The organism is Terriglobales bacterium, assembly GCA_035454605.1.
Taxonomy (GTDB): domain Bacteria; phylum Acidobacteriota; class Terriglobia; order Terriglobales; family Acidobacteriaceae; genus DATMAB01.
Window position 1 is genome coordinate 1 of sequence record DATIGQ010000001.1, and the last position, 19,821, is coordinate 19,821.

18 protein-coding genes are annotated in these 19,821 nt (G+C 64.9%); 10 read left to right on the forward strand and 8 right to left on the reverse strand.

What is annotated here, in order from left to right; translation table 11 throughout:
- Together VLE48_00005 and VLE48_00010 are read right to left on the reverse strand one after the other, a co-directional pair.
- On the reverse strand, positions 1-269 hold a 269-nt coding region (locus VLE48_00005; protein ID HSA91368.1), incomplete at its 3' end, for a hypothetical protein.
- 77 nt (positions 270-346) lie between these two features.
- Positions 347-2,098 (reverse strand): GAF domain-containing protein, encoded by a 1,752-nt coding sequence (locus tag VLE48_00010; GenBank protein HSA91369.1) that lies wholly within the window; start codon positions 2,096-2,098, stop codon positions 347-349.
- Positions 2,099-2,370: 272 nt separating this feature from the next.
- On the opposite strand from VLE48_00010, the gene VLE48_00015 reads away from it, so the two are divergent.
- Genes VLE48_00015 through VLE48_00025 form a run of 3 tightly spaced genes read left to right on the forward strand, consistent with a single transcriptional unit; the run spans position 2,371 to position 4,126 of the window.
- Positions 2,371-2,724, forward strand: coding sequence for a rhodanese-like domain-containing protein (locus VLE48_00015; GenBank protein ID HSA91370.1), 354 nt, complete (start codon positions 2,371-2,373; stop codon positions 2,722-2,724).
- Positions 2,721-3,428 carry a metal-dependent hydrolase gene (locus VLE48_00020; protein ID HSA91371.1) on the forward strand — a complete coding sequence of 236 codons (708 nt, stop codon included), beginning with the start codon at positions 2,721-2,723 and terminating at the stop codon, positions 3,426-3,428. Before VLE48_00015 ends, VLE48_00020 begins: the two co-directional genes overlap by 4 nt.
- 11 nt (positions 3,429-3,439) lie before the next feature.
- Entirely contained in the window at positions 3,440-4,126 is a 687-nt protein-coding gene (locus VLE48_00025) for an O-methyltransferase (protein ID HSA91372.1), read from the forward strand.
- A gap of 12 nt (positions 4,127-4,138) precedes the next feature.
- Here VLE48_00025 and bshB1 read toward each other — a convergent pair whose 3' ends face one another.
- Positions 4,139-4,870 (reverse strand): bacillithiol biosynthesis deacetylase BshB1, encoded by a 732-nt coding sequence (gene bshB1 / locus VLE48_00030; protein HSA91373.1) that lies wholly within the window; start codon positions 4,868-4,870, stop codon positions 4,139-4,141.
- A gap of 160 nt (positions 4,871-5,030) precedes the next feature.
- On the opposite strand from bshB1, the gene VLE48_00035 reads away from it, so the two are divergent.
- Together VLE48_00035 and VLE48_00040 are read left to right on the forward strand one after the other, a co-directional pair.
- A complete protein-coding gene (locus tag VLE48_00035; GenBank protein HSA91374.1) occupies positions 5,031-5,495 on the forward strand; it encodes a hypothetical protein in 465 nt (154 codons plus the stop codon).
- Positions 5,496-5,652: 157 nt separating this feature from the next.
- Positions 5,653-7,095 (forward strand): pyridoxal-dependent decarboxylase, encoded by a 1,443-nt coding sequence (locus VLE48_00040; protein HSA91375.1) that lies wholly within the window; start codon positions 5,653-5,655, stop codon positions 7,093-7,095.
- Positions 7,096-7,114: 19 nt separating this feature from the next.
- Here VLE48_00040 and VLE48_00045 read toward each other — a convergent pair whose 3' ends face one another.
- The 4 genes from VLE48_00045 to VLE48_00060 all read right to left on the reverse strand — a co-directional run bounded on the left by VLE48_00045 (position 7,115) and on the right by VLE48_00060 (position 10,604).
- On the reverse strand, positions 7,115-7,996 hold the full coding sequence (locus VLE48_00045; GenBank protein HSA91376.1) for a farnesyl diphosphate synthase: 882 nt from the start codon (positions 7,994-7,996) through the stop codon (positions 7,115-7,117).
- A gap of 37 nt (positions 7,997-8,033) precedes the next feature.
- Complete coding sequence (locus VLE48_00050) at positions 8,034-8,408, reverse strand: hypothetical protein (GenBank protein HSA91377.1); 375 nt, start codon at positions 8,406-8,408, stop codon at positions 8,034-8,036.
- Between the two features lie 10 nt (positions 8,409-8,418).
- The gene (gene xseB / locus VLE48_00055; GenBank protein HSA91378.1) at positions 8,419-8,667 is read right to left on the reverse strand and encodes an exodeoxyribonuclease VII small subunit; all 249 of its coding nucleotides are present in this window, start codon (positions 8,665-8,667) and stop codon (positions 8,419-8,421) included.
- A 62-nt stretch (positions 8,668-8,729) separates the two neighbouring features.
- Positions 8,730-10,604: a bifunctional homocysteine S-methyltransferase/methylenetetrahydrofolate reductase gene (locus VLE48_00060; GenBank protein HSA91379.1), complete on the reverse strand. Its 1,875-nt coding sequence runs from the start codon at positions 10,602-10,604 to the stop codon at positions 8,730-8,732.
- Positions 10,605-10,738: 134 nt separating this feature from the next.
- Between VLE48_00060 and VLE48_00065 the strand changes: the two genes are divergently transcribed.
- Complete coding sequence (locus VLE48_00065) at positions 10,739-11,923, forward strand: hypothetical protein (protein ID HSA91380.1); 1,185 nt, start codon at positions 10,739-10,741, stop codon at positions 11,921-11,923.
- Between the two features lie 11 nt (positions 11,924-11,934).
- Here the strand turns inward: VLE48_00065 and VLE48_00070 are convergent, their stop codons facing one another.
- Positions 11,935-14,370 (reverse strand): penicillin acylase family protein, encoded by a 2,436-nt coding sequence (locus VLE48_00070; GenBank protein HSA91381.1) that lies wholly within the window; start codon positions 14,368-14,370, stop codon positions 11,935-11,937.
- 314 nt (positions 14,371-14,684) lie between these two features.
- Between VLE48_00070 and VLE48_00075 the strand changes: the two genes are divergently transcribed.
- From VLE48_00075 to VLE48_00090, 4 genes are all read left to right on the forward strand, one after another.
- Positions 14,685-17,282, forward strand: coding sequence for a TonB-dependent receptor (locus VLE48_00075; protein HSA91382.1), 2,598 nt, complete (start codon positions 14,685-14,687; stop codon positions 17,280-17,282).
- A gap of 220 nt (positions 17,283-17,502) precedes the next feature.
- The gene (locus VLE48_00080) at positions 17,503-18,018 is read left to right on the forward strand and encodes a Fur family transcriptional regulator (GenBank protein HSA91383.1); all 516 of its coding nucleotides are present in this window, start codon (positions 17,503-17,505) and stop codon (positions 18,016-18,018) included.
- A 130-nt stretch (positions 18,019-18,148) separates the two neighbouring features.
- A complete protein-coding gene (locus VLE48_00085) occupies positions 18,149-18,598 on the forward strand; it encodes a DUF4870 domain-containing protein (GenBank protein HSA91384.1) in 450 nt (149 codons plus the stop codon).
- Positions 18,599-18,801: 203 nt separating this feature from the next.
- Positions 18,802-19,767: a hypothetical protein gene (locus VLE48_00090; protein ID HSA91385.1), complete on the forward strand. Its 966-nt coding sequence runs from the start codon at positions 18,802-18,804 to the stop codon at positions 19,765-19,767.
- The last annotated feature ends 54 nt before the right edge of the window (positions 19,768-19,821 follow it).

Sequence of the window (19,821 nt, forward strand, 5' to 3'; positions counted from 1 at the left end):
TCGCCTCCGGAGACGACGTCGAAGCCCGCGCCCATCCGCGCCAGCAGGCGAAGCAGCGCCCGGCTGGGGTTGGCCTTCACCGAGTAGCAGACGGTGTGCGGCACGCCGGCAAAAGCCCGGTCGAAGGCGCGATAGCGGCTACGGATGCTGGTGGCCGAGTAGACGTACAGTGGGGTGCCGAAACGCGCGGCCAAGCGCTGTAGCGGGACGCTTTCGCAATACAAGCCGGAACTGCGGCGCAGGAAAGCGGGTGGACGAGAGAAGAGCATCGAGAGATTTGGAGATTTGGTAATGGTGTAATCGACGCTGCGCCGCGCGTCAACCCGCCCCGGAGGCGCTAAGGCGCCTACCGCACCTTGATCACTACCACGGTCTTGTCGTCGAACTGCGGCAGGTCGTGGAGGCAGTCCTCGCAGGTGGCATCGAAGATGGCCTTGACCACGTCCTGGGCCGAGCCGCGGCAAGAGGCGGCCACCACCTTTTCCAGGCGTTCACGGCCGAACTGGACGCCGTACTGGTTGCGCGAGTCGGTGACCCCGTCGCTGTAGAACACGATGACGTCGCCGGGCTCGGCCTGCAGGGTGAGCTCGTCGAACTCGGCATCGTCGAACAGGCCCAGAGGCAGCCCGGTGGCCTGCACGGTCATGGTCTGGCCGTCGCGGCAGTGGATGGGACGCGGCAGGCCGGAGTTGGCCACCTGCAGCGAGCGCTCGTGGTCGTCCCAGATGCCGAAGATGAGGGAGACGAACTGGGCGTCGACGCCGCGCTCGCGCAGCGAGAGGTTGATGGCGGAAAGCATCTCCGCGGCCGCCGGCTCGGAAGCGGCGGTAGAACGCAGCAGCCCGCTGACTAGCGCGGCGTAGAGTGCCGCGCTGGCGCCCTTACCGCTGACGTCGCCGATGGCGACGCCCACGCGGTCGAGAGAATAGTCGAGAAAGTCGAAAAGGTCCCCACCGATGGCATGGGCGGGCTCGTAGCGGGCCGCAATGTCGGCGTTGCGCAATTGCGGAAAGCCAGCCGGCAGCAGGCGGAACTGCAGTTCGCGCGCCGTGGCCAGATCGCGCTCCAGGCGCTGCTCCTCCTTTTGCAGGCGCTCGTACAGGCGCGCGTTCTGGATGGCGATGGCCAATTGTGCCGCCAGCGTGGTCATGGTGCGGGCATGGGTGTCGTTGTAGTAGCCGCGCTTGGTGTGCTCCAGGTCGAGCACGCCGATGACCTTCTCCTGATGGATGAGGGGCACGACGAGCTCGCTGCGCGTCTCCGGATTGATCTCGATGTAGCGCGGATCTTTCTTGACGTCGGGGACCACGACCGCCTGCTTGTTCTGGGCGCCGTAGCCGACCAGGCCGTCGCCGAAGTCGATCTCGGTCTTGATCTGCACCTTCTCGTTAAAGCGCACCGAGAAGCGGTGGCGCAGCTTGGTGCCGGCCTCGTCCGCCAGCAGGATGCTGAACATGTGGTACTCGACCACGCGGCGGGAGTGATCGGCGATGCGCTGCATGAGCGTATCCAGATGCAGGATGCCGGTGAGCTCGCGGCTGATCTCGTTGAGCAGTTCGAGCGTCCGCGCCTGGCGCGCCACGCGCGTGTACAGGCGGGCATTCTCGATGCCGGCTGCGATGCGCGAGGCCAGCAGCGTCAGCATGCGCTTGTGCTCGTCGGTGAAGGCGTTGGGACGGCTGGCCTGCAGGTCGAGTACGCCGATCACCTTGTCCTTGACGATCAGCGGGACGGCCAGCTCGGAGCGCACGCCTTCGTGTCCCTCCAGGTAGTAATCGACCTGGGAGACATCATTCAGCAGGATGGGCTCACGGCGCTCCACCGCCTTGCCGGTGACGCCTACTCCCACGCGCAGCCCCAGCTTCTCGACGCGGCTGACGTCGTGGCCGATCTGGAAGCGCACACGCAGCTCCTGGGTCTTCTCGTTCACCAGCAGAATGGCGAAGATCTCGAAGTCGATGACCCGGCGCACTACCTCGCCGATACGCGTGAGCAGCGTATCCACGTCGAGCGTGGTGTTCATGGCCTCCGAGACGTCCAGCAGGAACGACTCCAGCTTGCGCGGAGCCTCGGCTTCCGACGTGGCAACAGGATTCATGGCGACAGCTAATCATAACAGTAGATGCTCGAGGGCTGCGGAGCGCTCCAGGCAGGAGAAAGCGGGCTGTGCAGCGATTCGCCCAAGCCAAAGGCAGCCGATCTCAGGAGGGAAGAGAAGAGCCGTGAAACTCGCACCCAATGGCGACGGCGGCTTGAGCGCGCCCGCCAGCACCACTGGTTCGCCGGCGCGATTACCGGGCGCTTGGCGTCGGCAACTGCATTTGCCGCGCGCGAAATCGAGCGACTAGAATGTTCGCGCGGGAGGGACTCATGCTTCCGGAATTCAATGCGATATGCGATGAAGCCAAGAAACAGATCCGGGAAATCGATTCCGCCGAGCTGCGAGGGATGCTCAAGGCCGGTGAAGACTTCACCCTGATCGACGTGCGCGAGCGCGAGGAGCAGGCCAAGGGGATGATCCAGGGAGCGGTGGCGATGCCACGGGGCATCGTGGAGCGTGACATCGACCAGGTCACGCTCGACCGCGACCGCAAGATCGTGCTCTATTGCGCGGGCGGCAACCGCTCCGCACTGGCCGCGCTCAACCTGAAGAAGATGGGCTACCGCAACGTCATCTCGCTGATCGGCGGATGGCGGGCGTGGATCGCGGGCGGCAAGCCGTGAACCTTCGCGGCGTCAAGCTCACCTGGCTGGGCCACTCGACCTTCCGCGTGGAAACGCCCGAAGGACGCGTATTGCTGATCGATCCCTGGGTGATGGGGAATCCGGCCTGCCCGGTGGAGCAGCAGGACGTGGGCAAGGTGGACGCGCTGCTGTGCACGCACGGCCACGGCGACCACATCGGCGACGCGGTGGAGATCGCCAAGCGCTCGAACCCGGTGGTGGTGGGCGTGTACGAACTCTGCCTGTGGATGCAGTCCAAGGGCGTCCAGCAGGTGTCGCCCATGAACAAGGGCGGCTCGCAGACAGTGGCGAACGTGCGCGTGACCATGGTGCACGCCGACCATTCCTGCGGCATCGAGGACGACGGCAAGGTGATCTATGGCGGCGAAGCCTGTGGCTACGTGCTCAGCTTCGAGGGCGGCCTGAAGCTGTATCACGCCGGCGATACCAACGTTTTCGGCGACATGCACATCATCCACGAACTCTACGGGCCGGAGCTTGCGATGCTGCCCATCGGCGATTTGTTCACCATGTCGCCGCGCGAGGCCGCCTACGCCGCGCAGCTCCTGCGGCCGCAGGTGATCATCCCCATGCACTTCGACACCTTCCCGGTGCTGACCGGCAAGCCGCGCGACCTGAAGAAGCTGGTCGCCGACCTGGGCATCGAGGTCATCGAGATGCACCCCGGACAGACACTTTCCTGAGGAAACCAGCCATGACAGCCGAAGCGGCACGCGCCTACTGGCGAATGGGCGGCATCACCCAGCCCGAAGTCGAAGACTATCTTTATTCCTTGCTTCCGGAGCGCGACGAAGTGTTGAGCGAGATGGAAGCGGAAGCCGTGTGCCACCGTATCCCTATCGTGGGTCCGGCGGTCGGCCGCCTGTTCTGTCAACTGGCGCGCATGGCGGGCGCGAAGACCGTGTTCGAGATGGGCTCGGCCATCGGCTATTCCACCATCTGGTGGGCGCGCGGCGTGGGCGCGGGCGGGCGGGTCACCTACACCGATGGCGATCCCAAGAACGCCGAGCAAGCACGCCGGTATTTCGAGCGTGCCGGCGTGGCCGGGCAGATCGAGGTCAGAGTCGGCGATGCCCTGGAACTGCTCTCCGAGCACAAGCCGGAGACCTTTGACGTCATCTTCAACGACGTGGACAAAGGGGACTACCCACGCGTCTTCCGGCTGGCGGTGCCGCGGCTGAAGAAGGGCGGGTTGTTCGTCACGGACAACGTGCTGTGGAACGGCCGGGTGGCCTCTGCCATCACCGGTCAACCGCCTGCGGACAAGGAAGCGGAAACCCGCGCGATCGTGGAGTTCAACCGCCTGCTCTACGGCTCGCCGGAACTGTTCACTACCATCCTGCCGATACGAGATGGAGTGTCGGTGGCAGTGAAGACTTAGCCACAGGCTGAGCTAAATCGACTTCACCGGCACGGCCAGCAGATCGTCCACCAGCCCCACTTCCTTCTGGAGGAAGGGTTCGGCGTACTTCACGCCGGCGAGCATGCCGTAGAAGCGCGCCATGCTGCCAATCATTTCGCGGATCTCGGCGGCGGCGGGAAAAATGTCTTTGCCGGCATGCTGGTCGCTGAACTGCGACTTGTAGGCCAGGATGGATTCCAGGCGGGTTTCGAACTGCTCGGTGATATCCACCACGAAGGTCGGGCGCACGTCGTGGTAGAGCGTGGCGTAGAGGATCTTGTAGGGACGGTGCCGGGGCAGGGAGCCGACGTCGAGCTTCTCCAGACCGGCCAGGAAGCAGGCCTCGTAGCCGAGCGTGGCGGCGTTGTAGTGATCGGGGTGGCGGCCCTGCCAGTAAGGAAGGATGACCACGCGCGGGCGCATCTCGCGCAGCACGTAAGCGACCTTCAGGCGGTTCTCCCAGGTGTTCTCGACGCGGCCGTCGGGAATGTCGAGCGCGTGTCGCCAGGCCACTTTCAGGATGCGCGCAGCTTCGGCGGCTTCGGCGGCGCGCTCGTCGGCGGTGCCGCGCGTGCCCAGCTCGCCCTGGGTGAGGTCGAGGATGCCGGTGCGGCGTCCGCGCTCGGCCATCTTCAGCAGCGTGCCGCCGCAGGTCTGTTCCACGTCGTCGCGGTGCGCGGCGATGGCCAGGATGTCGAGCGCCGGGTTGGTGTGCGCGGTCATGGTTGTCGACAAGGAATTCGCGGCCCGGTCAGTTTCCGGCACGGCTCATGGCGCGGTCAAGCGTTTCTCTCTCACGCATCGCGTGATTGCGCGTGTCCGAAGAGCGGTTTGCCTTCCTGCGCCCCGCGGGCTAGCATGGTTTTTGGATCAGGAGGGAATCATGAAAGCAAGAATGATCGCACTCATCATGGCGCTGTGCCTTGTCGGGGTAGGGGTGGGCTTCGCCTCCGACGCCCAGATGGGCACCTGGAAGCTCAACGAGGCCAAGTCCAAGCTCAACCCGGCGGGACCCAGGAACCACACTGTGGTCTACGCGGCCGCTGGCGACAACGTGAAGGTCACGGTGGACGGCACGGACAAGGATGGCAAGCCCACACACAACGAGTGGACGGGGAAGTTCGACGGCAAGGATTATCCGGTCACAGGCGATCCGAATTCCGACATGCGGTCGTACAAGAAAGTTGACGACCACACGCTCGCCATCATCGTCAAGAAGGGCGGGGAAGTCACGGCGACCGGCACCATCGTGGTGTCCCACGATGGAAAGACTCGCACCGTCAACATCGCCACCACCGACGCCGAAGGCAACAAGGTCGCCAGCGCCGCGGCCTACGACAAGCAGTAACGGAGCTTCCGAACCACAATCCGCGGGATGCCCTTCCGCTCGACTCCGGGCGGGAGGGCGCCTCCGCCTAAAGCCATCGCCCGATTGGATTCCACCCGACACTCGAAGAATTGTTATCTTAAGGTTTCCGCACTCGCTCAGAGGCGAAGGAGTGCCCATGGATGCCAATGAATTCCGCGATGTCGGCCACCGCGTGGTGGACCTGCTCTCCGAGTACCTGGAACACATCGAAGACCGGCCGCTGTTTCCGGATGTCGAGCCGGCAACCCTGAACGCGCTCTTTGCCGAGCCGCTGCCCCAGGAGCCGACGCCTTCCGGCGAAGTCCTGCGGCAGGTAGAAGAGAAGCTGCTGCCGTACTGCACCCACGTGGGCCATCCCGGCTACTTGGGGCTGATCACGCCTTCCCCCAACCTGATGGGCATCCTGGGAGACTTCATCTGTTCCGCGCTAAACCAGAACATCGGGGCGTACAGCATCGGGCCTTCCGGCGTCGCCATGGAACGCCGCACCGTGCGCTGGCTTGCCGACATTATCGGGTACGGCGAGCAGGCAGGCGGCAACCTCACCAGTGGCGGGACCCTGGCTAACTTCATCGGCTTGAAACTTGCCCGCGACTACGCGACCGCTGACAAGGCGCAACACGACGGACTCGAAGGGCGCTGGGCGGTGTACACCTCCGAGGAACGGCATGTTTCCGTGGACAAGGCGGTGGACGCGATCGGCGTGGGAAGAACGGGACTGCGCGCGCTACCCACCGACGACGAGTTCCGACTGCGCCTCGATGCGCTGGAAGCGGCCATCGCGGAGGACAAGCGCCAGGGCGTGCGTCCCATGTGCATCGTCGGCATCTTCGGTACCACCAACACGGGGGCGGTGGATGCGATGAAGGACCTGCGGCGCATTGCCGACCGCGAAGGCATGTGGCTGCACGCCGATGCCGCCTACGGCGGCGGCATGCTGCTTTCCCATCAATGGCCGATGCGCGACCGCGGCCTTGAACTTGCCGATTCGGTCACCATGGACCCGCACAAGTGGTTCTACGCCCCGCTCGATGCCGGAGCGGTGCTGGTGAAAGACGAGCGCCGCCTGACCACCTCGTTCGGCATGAAGCCCGCGTACCTGACCGACGAATTCGACCGCGCCAACGAACGCTATCAGTACTACGTGCACGGGTTCGAGCAGTCGCGCCGCTTCCGCAGCCTGAAAGTGTGGATGAGCTTCAAGCGCTACGGCGCGCGCCAGATCGGCGAATGGATCGACGCCAATGTGAACCGCGCCCACGAACTCTACGGCATGGTAGAACGCGATCGGGATTTTGCGCCCGCCCACCGGCCCGGGATGTCGGCGATCTGCCTGCGCTACACGGCAGTTCCTGATGAGGGAGCCAAGCAACTGCATGCCGAAGTGGCCAGCCGCATCGAACGCGGCGGGAAATTCTGGATCTCGACCACCGAGCTGAAGGGACGGACGTGGTTCCGCATCAACCCGGTGAACTTCCGCACGCGGCCGGAGCACATGCGGCAACTGTTCGCGCTGTTGCAGCAGGAGTGCCGGGATGTTGCGCAAGTCCTGCGGGGTGGAAAGCGGCAATCGGCGTAGCCCAGCGGCGATTCCGAATCTACTTCTTGCGCTCCACCAGGAACCGGGCCAAGGCCTTCAGGGTGGCGGCACGTTCGCCGAAGGAGTCGAGCGCGGCGCAACTGTCGTCCACCAGGCGTCGCGCCAACGCCACGGACTTCTCCACTCCGTAGAGGCCGGGATAGGTAGCCTTCTCCGTGGCAGTGTCTTTTCCCGCGGTCTTGCCGAGTTGCTCCGAGGACTGGGTGACATCGAGTACGTCGTCGGCGATCTGAAAAGCGAGGCCGATGGCGCGTCCGAATTCGCGCAGGCGCGCCAATTGCGCGTCGCTTGCCCCGGCGAAGAGCCCGCCGGTGACGATGCTGGCGGTGATGAGCGCGCCGGTCTTGGAGCGATGAATGGTTTCCAGCGTCTTGTCGTCGGGCCGGGTGTGCTCGGCTTCCAGGTCCATGACCTGACCGCCGATCATGCCGTTGACGGTGCCGGTCGCGACCGCGATCTCTTCAATGATGCGCACGCGCCGCTCCGGCGGGCACGCCAGCCGCGCCAGCACCTGATAGGCGGTGGTTTGCAGCGCGTCGCCGGCCAGGATGGCGGTGGCTTCCCCGAACGCCTTGTGGCAGGTGGGAAGCCCGCGGCGCAGGTCGTCGTTGTCCAGCGCCGGAAGATCATCATGGACGAGCGAGTAGGTGTGCAGCATCTCCAGCGCCGAGCCCAGGTCTTCGATTCCCGCGGGCAGAGAACCGGAGACCAACCGCGCCGCCTCCATCGCCAGGATGGGCCGCAGGCGCTTGCCACCGGCAAACACGCTGTGCCGCATGGCGCGATGGATGGACGCGGGAGGTGTCTCCGCCGCCGGCAACAGCCGCTCCAGCGCGGCGTCGATCGACTGCCGGCCCTGTTCGAGGACTTCGGGGAGCATGGAAGTCGAGTATAGCAATTGCCGCGGAAGCGAAGACTCAGGCGGCGGAGTGTGCGCTTTGTTGCGGGGGGCCCTGGGCGGCGGCCGCCACGATGCCGTCGAAGTCATAGGTAAGGCAGCAGTCGCGGGCGCCGGCGTCCAGCGCTGCCGCCCACATCTCTTCGTCCGCTACGCGATGGGTGCAGACAAAGGCGACGCCGGGAAAGTCATGGCGCAGCGCCACCAGTTCGCCCAGGCTCAGCAGTTCGAGGTCGACAATGGCGGCGGAGGCCCGCCGTTTGAGGATCAACTGCCGCAATTCTTCCGCATTGCGCGCGATAGCCACGCCGTCGAAGTGGGCGTACAGGCGGACGGCGATCTGCTCGGCGGCCCGGGGGTCGCATTGCGCCACGACGATGGTGGCGGCGTTCACCTTGGCTCCTCTACTTCCGTGAACCCTTGCCCGCGGGCTTTTCGGGTTCGTCCAGGAACGGCTCGGCCTGAACCTTGCCGTTCTGCTTCAGCAGGATCTCGATCCTGCCTTCGGCCGCTTCCAGCTCCTTGCGGCAGGCGCCGGAGAGCGTTACGCCTTCTTCGAACAGCGCCAGCGCCTTCTCGAGGGGAACGTCGCCCTTCTCCAGTTCACCCACGATCTTTTCCAGGCGCGCGAGGCTGTCTTCGAATTTGGGCAACGGAATCTCTCTGAGACGCTCATTGTAGCGCCAAATGCACGCGGAAGGGGACGAGGATTCGGTCAGACGGTGGCCGGCCGCGGACGGCCCAGCACTTCCAACACGTCGACGGCAGCGGGGTAGCGTCCCAGCGGCGCGCTGACCTGCGCGCCCTGCACCATGGGCCGCGCCGCCTGCAGCATCTCGCGCGCGATCTCGATGCCCTCGGCGCGGGCGGACTCGGCGCTCGAGGCGCGTCCCATGCGCTCGAAGATGGCGTCGGGAACGGTGATGCGCAGCTCGATCTTCATGAACTCGGCGTTGCGCACGCTCACCAGCGGCCAGATGCCGGCGATGATGGGAATGCGGCAATGCTCCACGCGGCGCAGGAAGTCCTCCAGCAGGGCGATGTCGAACACCGGCTGGGTCACGCAGAATTGGGCTCCCGCTTCCACCTTGTACTGGAAGCGGCGGACCTCTTCTTCCAGGTTGGGGGCGCCGGGATTGGCGCCACAGCCGATGACGAACGACGTGGCACTGCCCACCGGGTTGGCGCCGATATCCATGCCACAGTTCAGGTTGTGCACGATGTTCACCAGGCCGATGGCGTCCACGTCGAAGACCGCGGTGGCGTCCGGGTAGTTGCCGAGCTTGGGCGGATCGCCGGTGATGCAGATCAGGTTGCGGATGCCGATGGCCGAGGCGCCCAGCAGGTCGGACTGGATGCTGAGCACGTTGCGATCGCGGCAGGTGTAGTGCAGCACCGCTTCGATGCCGACCTGCTGCTGGACCAGGATGGCCAGCGACTGGGCGCTCATGCGGGCGGAAGCACGCGGACTGTCGGGGATGTTGATGCCGTCCACGCCCGCCGCCTTGAGCAGTCGCGCGCCGGCAATTTCTTTCTCCGGGTTCGCGCCCTTGGGTGGGACGATCTCCACGAAGGTGACGAATTCTCCGGCGTCCAGCTTGTGGCCCAGGCTTGACCGTTCGGCGAGCGGCGGCGCTTCGACGGTGGCTACCGTGCGGGCGGCGCGGGCCACCGGAAAGGAACTCGTCTTGGCTTCGCCGGCGCGGAGCACGGAACGCATGGCGCGGATGTGGTCCGGCGTCGTGCCGCAACACCCGCCGATCAATTGCACGCCGGCGCGCAGGAACTTGCGCGTGTAGCTGGCCATGTATTCGGGCGAGCAGAGGTAGATGTTGCGGCCTTCGACGGCCCGGGGGATGCCGGCGTTGGGCTGCGCCGCCAGCGGCAGGCTGGTGACCTGGCGGACTCGCTCCAGCGCTCCCAGCATGGCGACCGGTCCGACGCTGCAATTGCAGCCCACCACATCAACGCCCCAGTCGGTGAGCTTGGCGGCGAAGCTCTCCGGGCTGGCGCCGTCCAGGCAGTTGCCCTCCTCTTCGATGGTGACCTGGGCCACGACCGGAACTGAAGCATCCACGTCGCGGGCGGCGCGAATGGCCTGGTGCAACTCTTCCAGATAGCCGAAAGTCTCGAGCATCAGCAAGTCCACGCCGGCCTCGACGAGCGCGGCAATCTGTTCGCGGAAGGCGGCGCGGGCTTCTTCGAAAGAAGTGGGACCCAAGGGCTCGATGCGTACACCCAGCGGCCCCACAGACCCGGCGACGAAGGGGCGGGTGGCCTTGCGGGAGGCATCGCTGTCGGCGATCTCGCGCGCCAGGCTGGCGCCGGCCAAGTTGAGGTCGCGCACCCGGTCGCCCAGGCCGTAACGCGCCAGGCGAGAGGCGTTGGCTCCAAAAGTGTTGGTTTCGATGATCTCCGCCCCGGCGGCCAGATAGTCGCGGTGTACTTCGCGGATCAGGTCCGGCTGAGACAGGTTCAGCTCGTCATAGCAGCGATTGATGAACACACCGCGCGCGTACAGGAGTGTGCCCATCGCGCCATCCCCGAGGATGGGGCCCTTCCGCAGGCGTTCCAGGAATTCCGCGGCCATGGATGGAGAATACCGGAAGCGGCCAGCCCGCGACAAAGACGGCGCAGCCAACGGCAATGCCGGGGCATCGCTCTGCTATAATCGCGCCTCTGGCAGTGCTGTTCATCTTGTCTTCATTGCGCGGAGCCCGACTTTTGAAGCGTGCCGTAAGCTTGCTTCCCCTGCTGATCCTGGGCCTTCTGTTCGCCGCTTGCGGCGCTGGTACGCCGCCTTCCCAGGAGCCCACGACCAGCCAGTTGACCAACCGCGTGCTGGTCGCCAACCAGTTCTCCAGCGTCGTCCACATCATGAACGGCGATAACGATGCGGTCGCGGCTTTCACGGTTCCGGCAGGAACCAACCCGTCCATGATCGTGGCTTCTCCGGACAAACGCCGCTCGGCGATCTTCAACAGCTTCGACAACTCCCTGAGCATCATCGATAACGCCCAGGAACTCCGGCTCGGCAACATCGGGCTGGGAGCGCCCAGCGAAAGCGTGGCCTTTTCCCCGAATGGCAATAACGTGTATGCCGCGGTGCGGAATGCCGCCGCCGTCGTAGTTCTGACCATCGCTGCCGATAACACCCCTACGACCAGCACGGTGACCGTGCCGGCGCCACGACGCCTGGTGGTAAGCGGCAATGGGGAGCGCGTGCTGGTGTTCAGCGACGGGCTGGACTCGGTTACCGTCATCGACACGACTAACAGCAACGCCACCACCACCGTCGCGGGGTTCGACCGGCCGACATGGGCCGTGTTTTCCAGCGACAATGCCACCGCCTGGATCCTGAACTGCGGACCGGAATGCGGCGGCACCCAGGCCAGCGTGGTGGCGCTGGACATGGCCACGTTGACGCTAGGCACGCCGGTTCCGGTGCCGGCGGCCACCATCGCGCTGCTGGACGGAAGTCAGTTGTGGGTGGCAGGGACGGCGCCCGGCGGGCTCTGCAATGCGGGCACAACCTTCACGGCTTGCGGCAAGCTGACGGCGCTGAACGTGCCCGCCCTGACGCTGGCGACGCCGGCCGCGGGCGTGGATATCGTCGACGGTTTCCACCACGCCATGGAGATGGGAACCAACAACAAGCTTTTCATCGCCTCCCGCACCTGCGCGAATCTCACGGAAGGCTGCCTCTCCATCGTGAATACCTCGAACAACTCGGTGGTGGTGAGCGTGGCGGACGGCGACGTGACTGGAATGACAGCTGTTCCCAATCGCAACGTGGTCTATGTGGCAGAGGGCGGGGAACTGCGCATCTACGATACGGCCACCAGCGCGCTGCAGAGCCGGCAGATCGACTTTGTCGGCCACATCTCCGACACCAAGAGCATCGATTAGCCGGTCCGCGGCTAAGGAGTGGGTTCCAATACCAGCCGGTGCCGCGCTGACTGCTCGACGCCAGCGGCGGAGAAGGGCAGCGAATAGGTGCGGCCCTCCAGCCAGGCTTCCCATTGATCGAGATAATGGGGACTGAAAATCTGTCCTGACTGTCCTCCGACGATGTTCAGGGTGGAAGCGTCGAGGTCCGCCAAATCCACGGTCATGCGCTGGGAAGGACCGAAAGAGCGGCCCACCTGTTTGACGGTGAAACCGTTGCCCGACTGCTCACGCTCCCCAGTGCCCGTCCAGCGTCGGAGGATGGGCAGCAATCCGAATAGCGGATGCGCGACTTCGACCTTGGATTGCGATCCCCAACGCCAAGCGGACAGGTCACGGGGCGCGTCGGGTTCGCTGACCGCGGCCTCGAGGGCGGCGACCAGCAGGGCATCGTAGCTCGGGTACTCGCGCGGGAGCCAGCGCGCCGGCTGTTGGCCGAGTATGTTTTCCAGCGCCACCGCGGACATGAACCAGCGATATTCGTTCCGTACCGCGCCGAGCTTGGGTTCGTACAGCATGCGCGTCAAATGCCGGCGCGCGCGGGCCACCAGGGTTGCCGCCGCGCTGTCGCGCGTGACGCGACCATCCCAGGCACGCAGGAGTTCGGCTGCCTGTTGCAGGCGAGCGGACACGTTGCCCGACCGGGCCACGGCTTCGGCAAAACGCTGGGCGCAATACAGGTCCCATTCCGAAATCACGTCGGTCTGCAGCGCCAGCATGTCGGCGGCGGTGAAGCGGCGGCCTGACTCGAGCACGCGGTAGATGCGCTCGGTGCGATAGGGCGAAGCCCACTGCAACGCGAGCAGGTGAGGATAACCGTCGGAGGTCACTCGCCCGTTGGCGGTGGCCAGGATGCCGGAGGGCGGGTCGAACACGCTGGGCAACTGGTCGTAAGGCACGTAGCCGGTCCAGTCGTGCTCGCCGGTCGAGCCGGCCACGGGGATGGCGCCGTCGCCCGCGCGGCGGATGGGAATGCGGCCCGTCGCCTGGTAGCCGATGTGCCCCTCGACGTCGGCATACACCACGTTCTGGGCGGGTGCGCCGAAACGTGAAAAGGCCTCGCGGAACTCCTGCCAGTTGCGCGCCCGATCGATGGCGTAGAAAGGCAACCGGAAGACGTCCGCATCATAAAGCGTCCACTGGAGCGCCAGCTTGCGGGTTTCGCCCGGAACCAACTCGCTGACCAGCGGCCCGTGGCGTGTGACCAGAACATCGAGGACGACGTCCGCCTTGCCCTTGACGCGGATCACCTCGCGCCGGTGCTCGGGAGCCTTCCAGCCTTCGGGCGTCAGGTATTCGCCGCGATCATTGAAGGTCTCGATAAAGATGTCCTCCACATCAGGACCGAGATTGGTGAAGCCCCAGGCAATGCGAGCGTTGTGCCCGACGATGACATAGGGAAGACCGGGCAGGGTGACGCCGGCGACATGGAAATCGCCCGCCTGGAGATGGGCTTCGTACCAGATGCCAGGGAGCTGATGCGGCAGGTGCATGTCGTTCGCCAATAGCGGCAGTCCGGAAACCGTATGGGCTCCGGAAACGACCCAGTTGTTGGAACCGGGTTGGAGCCCGGGCTCAGGACGGAGCGGCCAGGCCTCGGTAACGCGACGGCCATCGTCCGGCTCATCGGCATCCTCTTCGTCTTCGGATTCCGGTGGCTCCATTTTCTTACCGGAAGCCGCACCCGATGGCGGCGCGATGCCGGGAATGCGGTCACGCCAGGAAGAGCTGGGATAAAGGTCTGCCGCCAGTTGCGGTCCCGCGTGGGCGACCACCTTCTCGCGGGCCAGCTCGGTGGCAAACTCATAGTGGTTGAGCATCTTCACCATGTTGGCGCCAATGAGCAGGGAATCCTCGACGGTCCAGGGCCGCGGCCGGTAACCGAGCAGACGGAACTCGATGGGAAGGCGGCCTTCCTGCGATTGCATCAGAGCGTTCACGCCACGGGCGTAGGCTTCCACGTGAGAGCGCTCTTCCGGCCCCAGGCGTGATGCGGCCTGCGCGGCGGCATGGCGAATCTGCAGAATGCGCTGCTCCCGGTCCTGCGGAAGAGCGCGCTCGCCCAACACCTCCGCCAGCTCACCGGCGGCAAAGCGCCGGGCCAGGTCCATTTGCCATAGGCGGTCCTGGGCGGTGACGTAACCCTGGGCAAAGAACAGATCCTCGAGCGTGGAGGCGCGGAGGTAAGGAACTCCCTGCGCGTCGCGCAGCACACGGACCGGCGCTCCGAGCCCAGCCACGTGGATGGTGCCGTCCAGTTGGGGCAGGGAAGCGGTGGCTACGTAATAGAGCCAGCCCATGGCGGCGAGCAGAGCGATAGCGACCGCCAACAAGAGGTAGAGAGAGGCACGAAGGAGGCGGCGCGGGCGGCGGGGGGAACGAGGTAGCGCAGCGACACTCGTCGGCATGCGGGAACGATTCTAGCGGAATCGGAGAACGGGCCCGACCCGGGGAGGAAGGCACGGGAAAATGAAAATGAAATTGCATTTCATTTTCATTGACAGGCCTCGGCGTCGAGCCGTAGCATGGTGGGGATTCAAATGAAAATGAATTTCATTTTCAGTTGAACCAGGGCAGTTCATCGTTGCGTACGGAGCGCTCTTACATGTCTGGTCCCGACTCTTGGCCGCCCGTGCCGGTGCTCCGGCACTTTCTCCTTTTTATGGTGTTGCTGGCCGTGCCAGCTGCCTTAGGTGATTCCGGGTTCGAGCTTAATGGCCGGGTGCGAGACCCCAGCGGCGCGGCCATTGTGGGCGCCCAGGTCCGCCTGCTGAGCCAGGGCAAAGCGCCGGTGCGCAGCGTGGAAACCGACGGCTCGGGCGCGTTCCGCCTGGAAGGTGTGCCGGCGGGCAGTTACGAACTGGTGGCCGTAGCGCACGGCATGCAGGCGGCCAGCGCGGCCGTCGCCGTTCCCCAGAAGGAGAGCAAGCCGGTGGAGATGGTGCTACAGGTCGCCAGCGTCAATACCTCGGTGACGGTGACGGCGGCCCGTGGCGAGGTGGAGACCGTGGGTGACCTGGCGACGCAGGTGAATGTCGTCGGGCCGGATGCGTTAGCGCAGCGCCCGGGCGCGATTCTGCCCCAGGCACTGCGCGAGGAAGTGGGCGTGATGGTGCAACAGACCTCGGCCCACCAGGGAGCGGTGGTGGTCCGCGGGCTGACCGGACAGCAGGTAGTGCATCTGATTGACGGCATCCGTTTCAACAACTCCACCTTTCGGCCCGGCCCGAACCAATACTTCGCGCTCGTGGATCCGAGCTACGTGGAACGCGTCGAGATCTTGCGGGGTCCGGCGTCGGCGCAGTACGGCAGCGACGGGTTGGGCGGCAGCGTGAACGTGGTTCCGGCGCGCACCTACCTGCAATCCGGCGACCGGCGTCTGCGCGGCGAATTCATGCCCGTGTTTCGCACCGCAGACCTGGCGGGAGCGGGAAGCCTGCGCCTCTCCTATGGGGACCGCAACTGGAACCTGGCGGGTGGTGGGGCGGGGCGCCGGGTACAGGACCTGAAGGCGGCCGGAGACGTCGATTCGCATGCCGCCGTCACCCGCTTCCTCGGCCTCCCTTCCAGCATCCTGGGGGAACGCCTGCAGGATACGGCGTTCACCCAGTGGTCGGGCTTTCTGCAATTCTTCTGGAATCCGAAGCCGGGTCACAGCCTGATGTCGAGCTACACGCGCACGGAGCAGCTTGGAGGGCGGCGCTACGACCAGTTGAATGGCGGCAACGGGAATCTCATCAATTCGTTCCATCCGCAGATACTCGACTTCTTCTATGCGCGTTATGAAAAGCAGAAGCTGGGATTCCTGGACACACTGAGTGGCACCTTCTCCTACAACAGCCAGCGGGACGACCGCCGGGAGCAGGGAGGCAGCGGCAATCCGCTGGCAGCCATCACCAGCGAGTTCAACGACACCGACGTATTCGGCTACCAGGCGCTGGCCACCACGCACATCGGGGCGCGGCAGTCGATCGCCTTCGGCGGGGAGATCTACGACGAGTACATCGAGTCCACGCGCGACCGCTTCAGTCCTACGAACGGCACGACCACCGCAGTGCGCGGACGCTACCCCAACGGCACGCGCTACAACACCTACGGACTTTTCTATCAGCACGGCCTGGAGGTAGTGCCCAACCGCCTGCGGGTGCAGGGCGGCGTGCGCTACAGCGCGTTCCAGTACCGCAGCTTCGCCGACAAGAACCTGACTGACGCCAGCGGGCAGCATCTGGTGCCGGATTTCTCGACCACGCTGCACGACGTGACCTTCAACGTGGGAGCGGTGCTGCGCCTGACCTCGCAGCTTTCGTTCTTCGGAACCGTACGGCGGGGCTTCCGCGCGCCCAACACCACCGACTTCGCCTCGGTGGGTATCACCTCCAACGGCTTTGAAGTCTCGCCCGACGAAGCGGGAGCCGGGGGCGGCCAGGTGGGGTCGACGGGCGACGCCGCGGCGGTCGGCACCGGGGAATCGGCCGGAAGCCTGAGCCCGGAAGTGCTTTATAACTACGAGGTGGGATTCCGCGTGCAGGCGTCCCGCATCACGGCGTCCGTCAGCGCGTTCACGAACGAAATCAGCGACTTCATCACCCGCCGCACGCTGATCCTGCCGGCGGGCGCGGTGGGGGAAACCATCGGCGGCCAGATCATCATCAACCAGCTTCCCACAGGTGCCGTGATCACATCCGCCGACCCGCGGCCGGTGCTGGTGCGGGCCAACGTGGGCGATGTGCGCATCTGGGGAACGGAGGCGGCGCTCCAGGCACAGTTAAGCCGCGCGTGGACGGCCAACGCTAACTTCTACTATCTGCGCGGCCAGGACAAGCAGACCGGTGGTCCCCCCGACCTGGAGGGCGGGCTGCCCCCGGCCAGCGGATTCCTGAGCCTGCGCTGGCAGCCGACGCGCCGGCGCTTCTGGATCGAGGGGTATAGCCTGCTGGCCGGTAAGCAGGATCGGCTCTCGACGCTCGAGCTAGCGGACCAGCGCATTGGGGCGACGCGATCGGTCTCCAGCATCACCGCCTTTTTCAACAATGGTGCCGTGGCGCGTGGTCTGGTCAATAACGGCATCCTGCTGGCTACCGGCGAGACGCTGTCGCAGGTGGTGAACCGCGTGCTCGGACCCGGTGTCACCAGCGCCCCGCTCTACACTAAGACACCCGGCTTCGGGACGCTGAACCTGCGCGGGGGCTTCCGTGTAAGTGAGCAGAGCCAGGTCCTGCTGACCCTGGAGAACCTGCTGGACAAGAACTATCGCTTTCATGGATCGGGCGTGGACGCTCCGGGCGTGAACCTGCAGGTGGCATATCGGATCCGTTTCTAGCGTCTTCTAACGCAGCGGCGCCGCGGCCGGCACTATGACCGCATCGCCCTGCGGGCTGAGCCACACCCCCGCGCCGGGGCACACCGGACGCTCCGAGACATTACAATTAGGCAAAGCTGTGTGGCGGCCAGTGTTATGCTCTTGGCCGCGCGGGGAGGAGCGTTGACGCGCTGGTCCGCGGGGCCAGAAGCGAAGCGTTTCCTCCTCATTTCGGTGAGCCATGAGAAGCAGGACCAGCGAACTGCCCAAGCGCGTTGACGACCAGCCGAGCATCTCGCGCGACGCTCTGCGCGAGGCCACGGACATCTTCCATCGCCACTTGAAAAAGGTGGGGCACAAACACACCGGGCAGCGCGACACCATCCTGCACACCTTCCTGGAGAGCCGCGAGCATCTTTCCACCGACGAGCTGCACCGCCTGGTGAAAAAGAAGGACCCGGGCATCGGCTTCACCACCGTGTACCGCACCCTCAAGCTGCTGATGGAGTGCGGTCTGGCCAGCGAAGTGGCGTTCCACGACGGCATCGCCCGCTTCGAGCACCAGTTCAACCGCCGCAGCCATCACCACATGATCTGCACCGAGTGCGGCAGCTCGGTGGAGTTCTTCTTCCCCGAGGTGGAGCGCCTGGAGCAGGAGATCGGCAGGAAATACCGCTACGAGACTACGCGTCACACCTTCCAGATCTACGGCGTGTGCGAGGACTGCCGCAAGCGATCCGAGCGCAGACCCTTCTAGGCCGTCCAATTTTTCTTTGCTTTGTCGGCTTGATTCTGATAGTTTCCGCGCGCAGGTTGTCTAGTTCCTGCTCCTGGGGGCTGGCAGGAACTCAGATTCACGCTTCCGTTCCAATCCAGGGGAGGATCGTATGGCTCGTTACTGCGCGTCGTGTGGTGCAATGATGACCGAGGAGCAGACCACGTGCCCGTCCTGCGGCAAGGCGGCGGGCGCTCCAGCGGCGGGAGGTGGGGCGGCAGCCTCCGGCGGGGGGCTTTCCGACAACGTAGCCGCGCTGCTGGGCTACCTGTTCGGGGTGATCGCCATTGTTTGGCTGCTGATCGAACCGTACAACAAGAACAAATTCATCCGTTTCCATGCGTTTCAGTGCCTGTTTTTCCTTGCCGCGTGGATCGGTATCAACATTGTGTTGGGTATCCTGGGAGCCATCCCGGGCGTTGGCCTGGTCACCATTCTGCTGTGGCCGCTGGCGGGCCTGGGGGTCCTCGTTCTCTGGATCGTGCTGATGATTAAGGCCTACCAGGGCCAAAAATGGAAACTGCCGTTCATCGGCGATCTGGCGGAGAAGCAGGCGGGATAATTTGTCCTCCGCTTGGAGGGCGAAGGCGGGAACGAGCGCGTTCCCGCCCTTTCGCTTTTTGGGGATGCGAAGCACGATTGTGCCACCCCGTTACGCTTGACAGAACTCCCCCGCACTAGCCATCCTATTTGCTTTTTGCCGCGTGCCGGATGCGAGCCGGAAACGGGCGCGCGGTTGGCACCGGCAGGGTGAGGCGGGGAAACTTGCGAGTCCGGGTCTTCTTTCACGACAAGTGTTTCGACGGGGCCGCTTCAGCAGGTCTCTTCTCACGCTTTTACCGTGAGTGCCAGCGAGCGGACGCCGAGTTCCAGTACACCGGCCTGGTGCATCGCGCCGGCTCGCTGTTCGACGAGCAACTGTTCACCGGCGACGAAAATGCCATCGTGGACTTCAAATACTCCACCTCGCCCCGCATTACCTGGTGGTTCGATCATCATCAGAGCGCCTTCCTGACCAAAGACGACGCGGAGCACTTCCGTCAGCATCAGGACGGCCGGCGATTCTTCGATCCCGAATACAAGTCCTGCACCAAATTCATCGCCGACATCACCAGCAAGCATTATGGATTCGATCCGCAGCCGGTGGCGGAGCTCATCCGGTGGGCCGATATCATCGACGGCGCGCAGTATCCCAACGCCCGCACGGCGGTGGAGATGCGCGAGCCCGCCACGCGGCTCACCATGGTCATCGAGGCAACGCAGGATCCGAATCTGCTCCCGCGACTGATCCCGCTACTGGTGGAAATGCCGCTCAGCCAGATCCTGCAGCAGCCGTTCGTCGCTCACCTGCTGCCGCCGCTGCTGGAGCGACACCAGCGTTCGATCGAGATTATCCGGGAAGGATCAGAGAGCAAGGACGGCACCGTTTTCTTCGATGTGACCGGCCACGATCTGGAGGGCTATAGCAAGTTCATCCCCTACTACCTTCACCCCGAGAGCACCTACAGTGTGGGGCTGAGCAAGAGCAGCTTCCGCACCAAAATCTCCGTGGGCTCGAACCCCTGGGCGCCGGGAGAAGTCCGTGTGAATCTGGCCGCCATCTGCGAGCGATATGGAGGCGGAGGACACGCCCGGGTGGGGGCGATTTCCTTCGAGCCTAACCAGTTCGAACGGGCTCGTCAGGCGGCGGCCGAGATTGTGGCCGAACTGCGCGCCAGCCAGCGGAACTGAAGGCCGCGCTGGCGCGTACTGATGTATGATTGCCTTTTGCCATCCAGCACGTCC

Bases quoted from the DNA above. Each gene is read 5' to 3' on its own strand.
- VLE48_00010 (HSA91369.1), bottom strand. From the start codon at position 2,098: ATGAATCCTGTTGCCACGTCGGAAGCCGAGGCTCCGCGCAAGCTGGAG.
- VLE48_00060 (HSA91379.1), bottom strand. From the start codon at position 10,604: ATGGCCGCGGAATTCCTGGAACGCCTGCGGAAGGGCCCCATCCTCGGG.
- VLE48_00085 (HSA91384.1), top strand. From the start codon at position 18,149: ATGGCTCGTTACTGCGCGTCGTGTGGTGCAATGATGACCGAGGAGCAG.
- VLE48_00015 (HSA91370.1), top strand. From the start codon at position 2,371: ATGCTTCCGGAATTCAATGCGATATGCGATGAAGCCAAGAAACAGATC.
- bshB1 (HSA91373.1), bottom strand. From the start codon at position 4,870: ATGACCGCGCACACCAACCCGGCGCTCGACATCCTGGCCATCGCCGCG.
- VLE48_00035 (HSA91374.1), top strand. From the start codon at position 5,031: ATGAAAGCAAGAATGATCGCACTCATCATGGCGCTGTGCCTTGTCGGG.
- VLE48_00045 (HSA91376.1), bottom strand. From the start codon at position 7,996: ATGCTCCCCGAAGTCCTCGAACAGGGCCGGCAGTCGATCGACGCCGCG.
- VLE48_00025 (HSA91372.1), top strand. From the start codon at position 3,440: ATGACAGCCGAAGCGGCACGCGCCTACTGGCGAATGGGCGGCATCACC.
- VLE48_00040 (HSA91375.1), top strand. From the start codon at position 5,653: ATGGATGCCAATGAATTCCGCGATGTCGGCCACCGCGTGGTGGACCTG.
- VLE48_00080 (HSA91383.1), top strand. From the start codon at position 17,503: ATGAGAAGCAGGACCAGCGAACTGCCCAAGCGCGTTGACGACCAGCCG.
- VLE48_00070 (HSA91381.1), bottom strand. From the start codon at position 14,370: ATGCCGACGAGTGTCGCTGCGCTACCTCGTTCCCCCCGCCGCCCGCGC.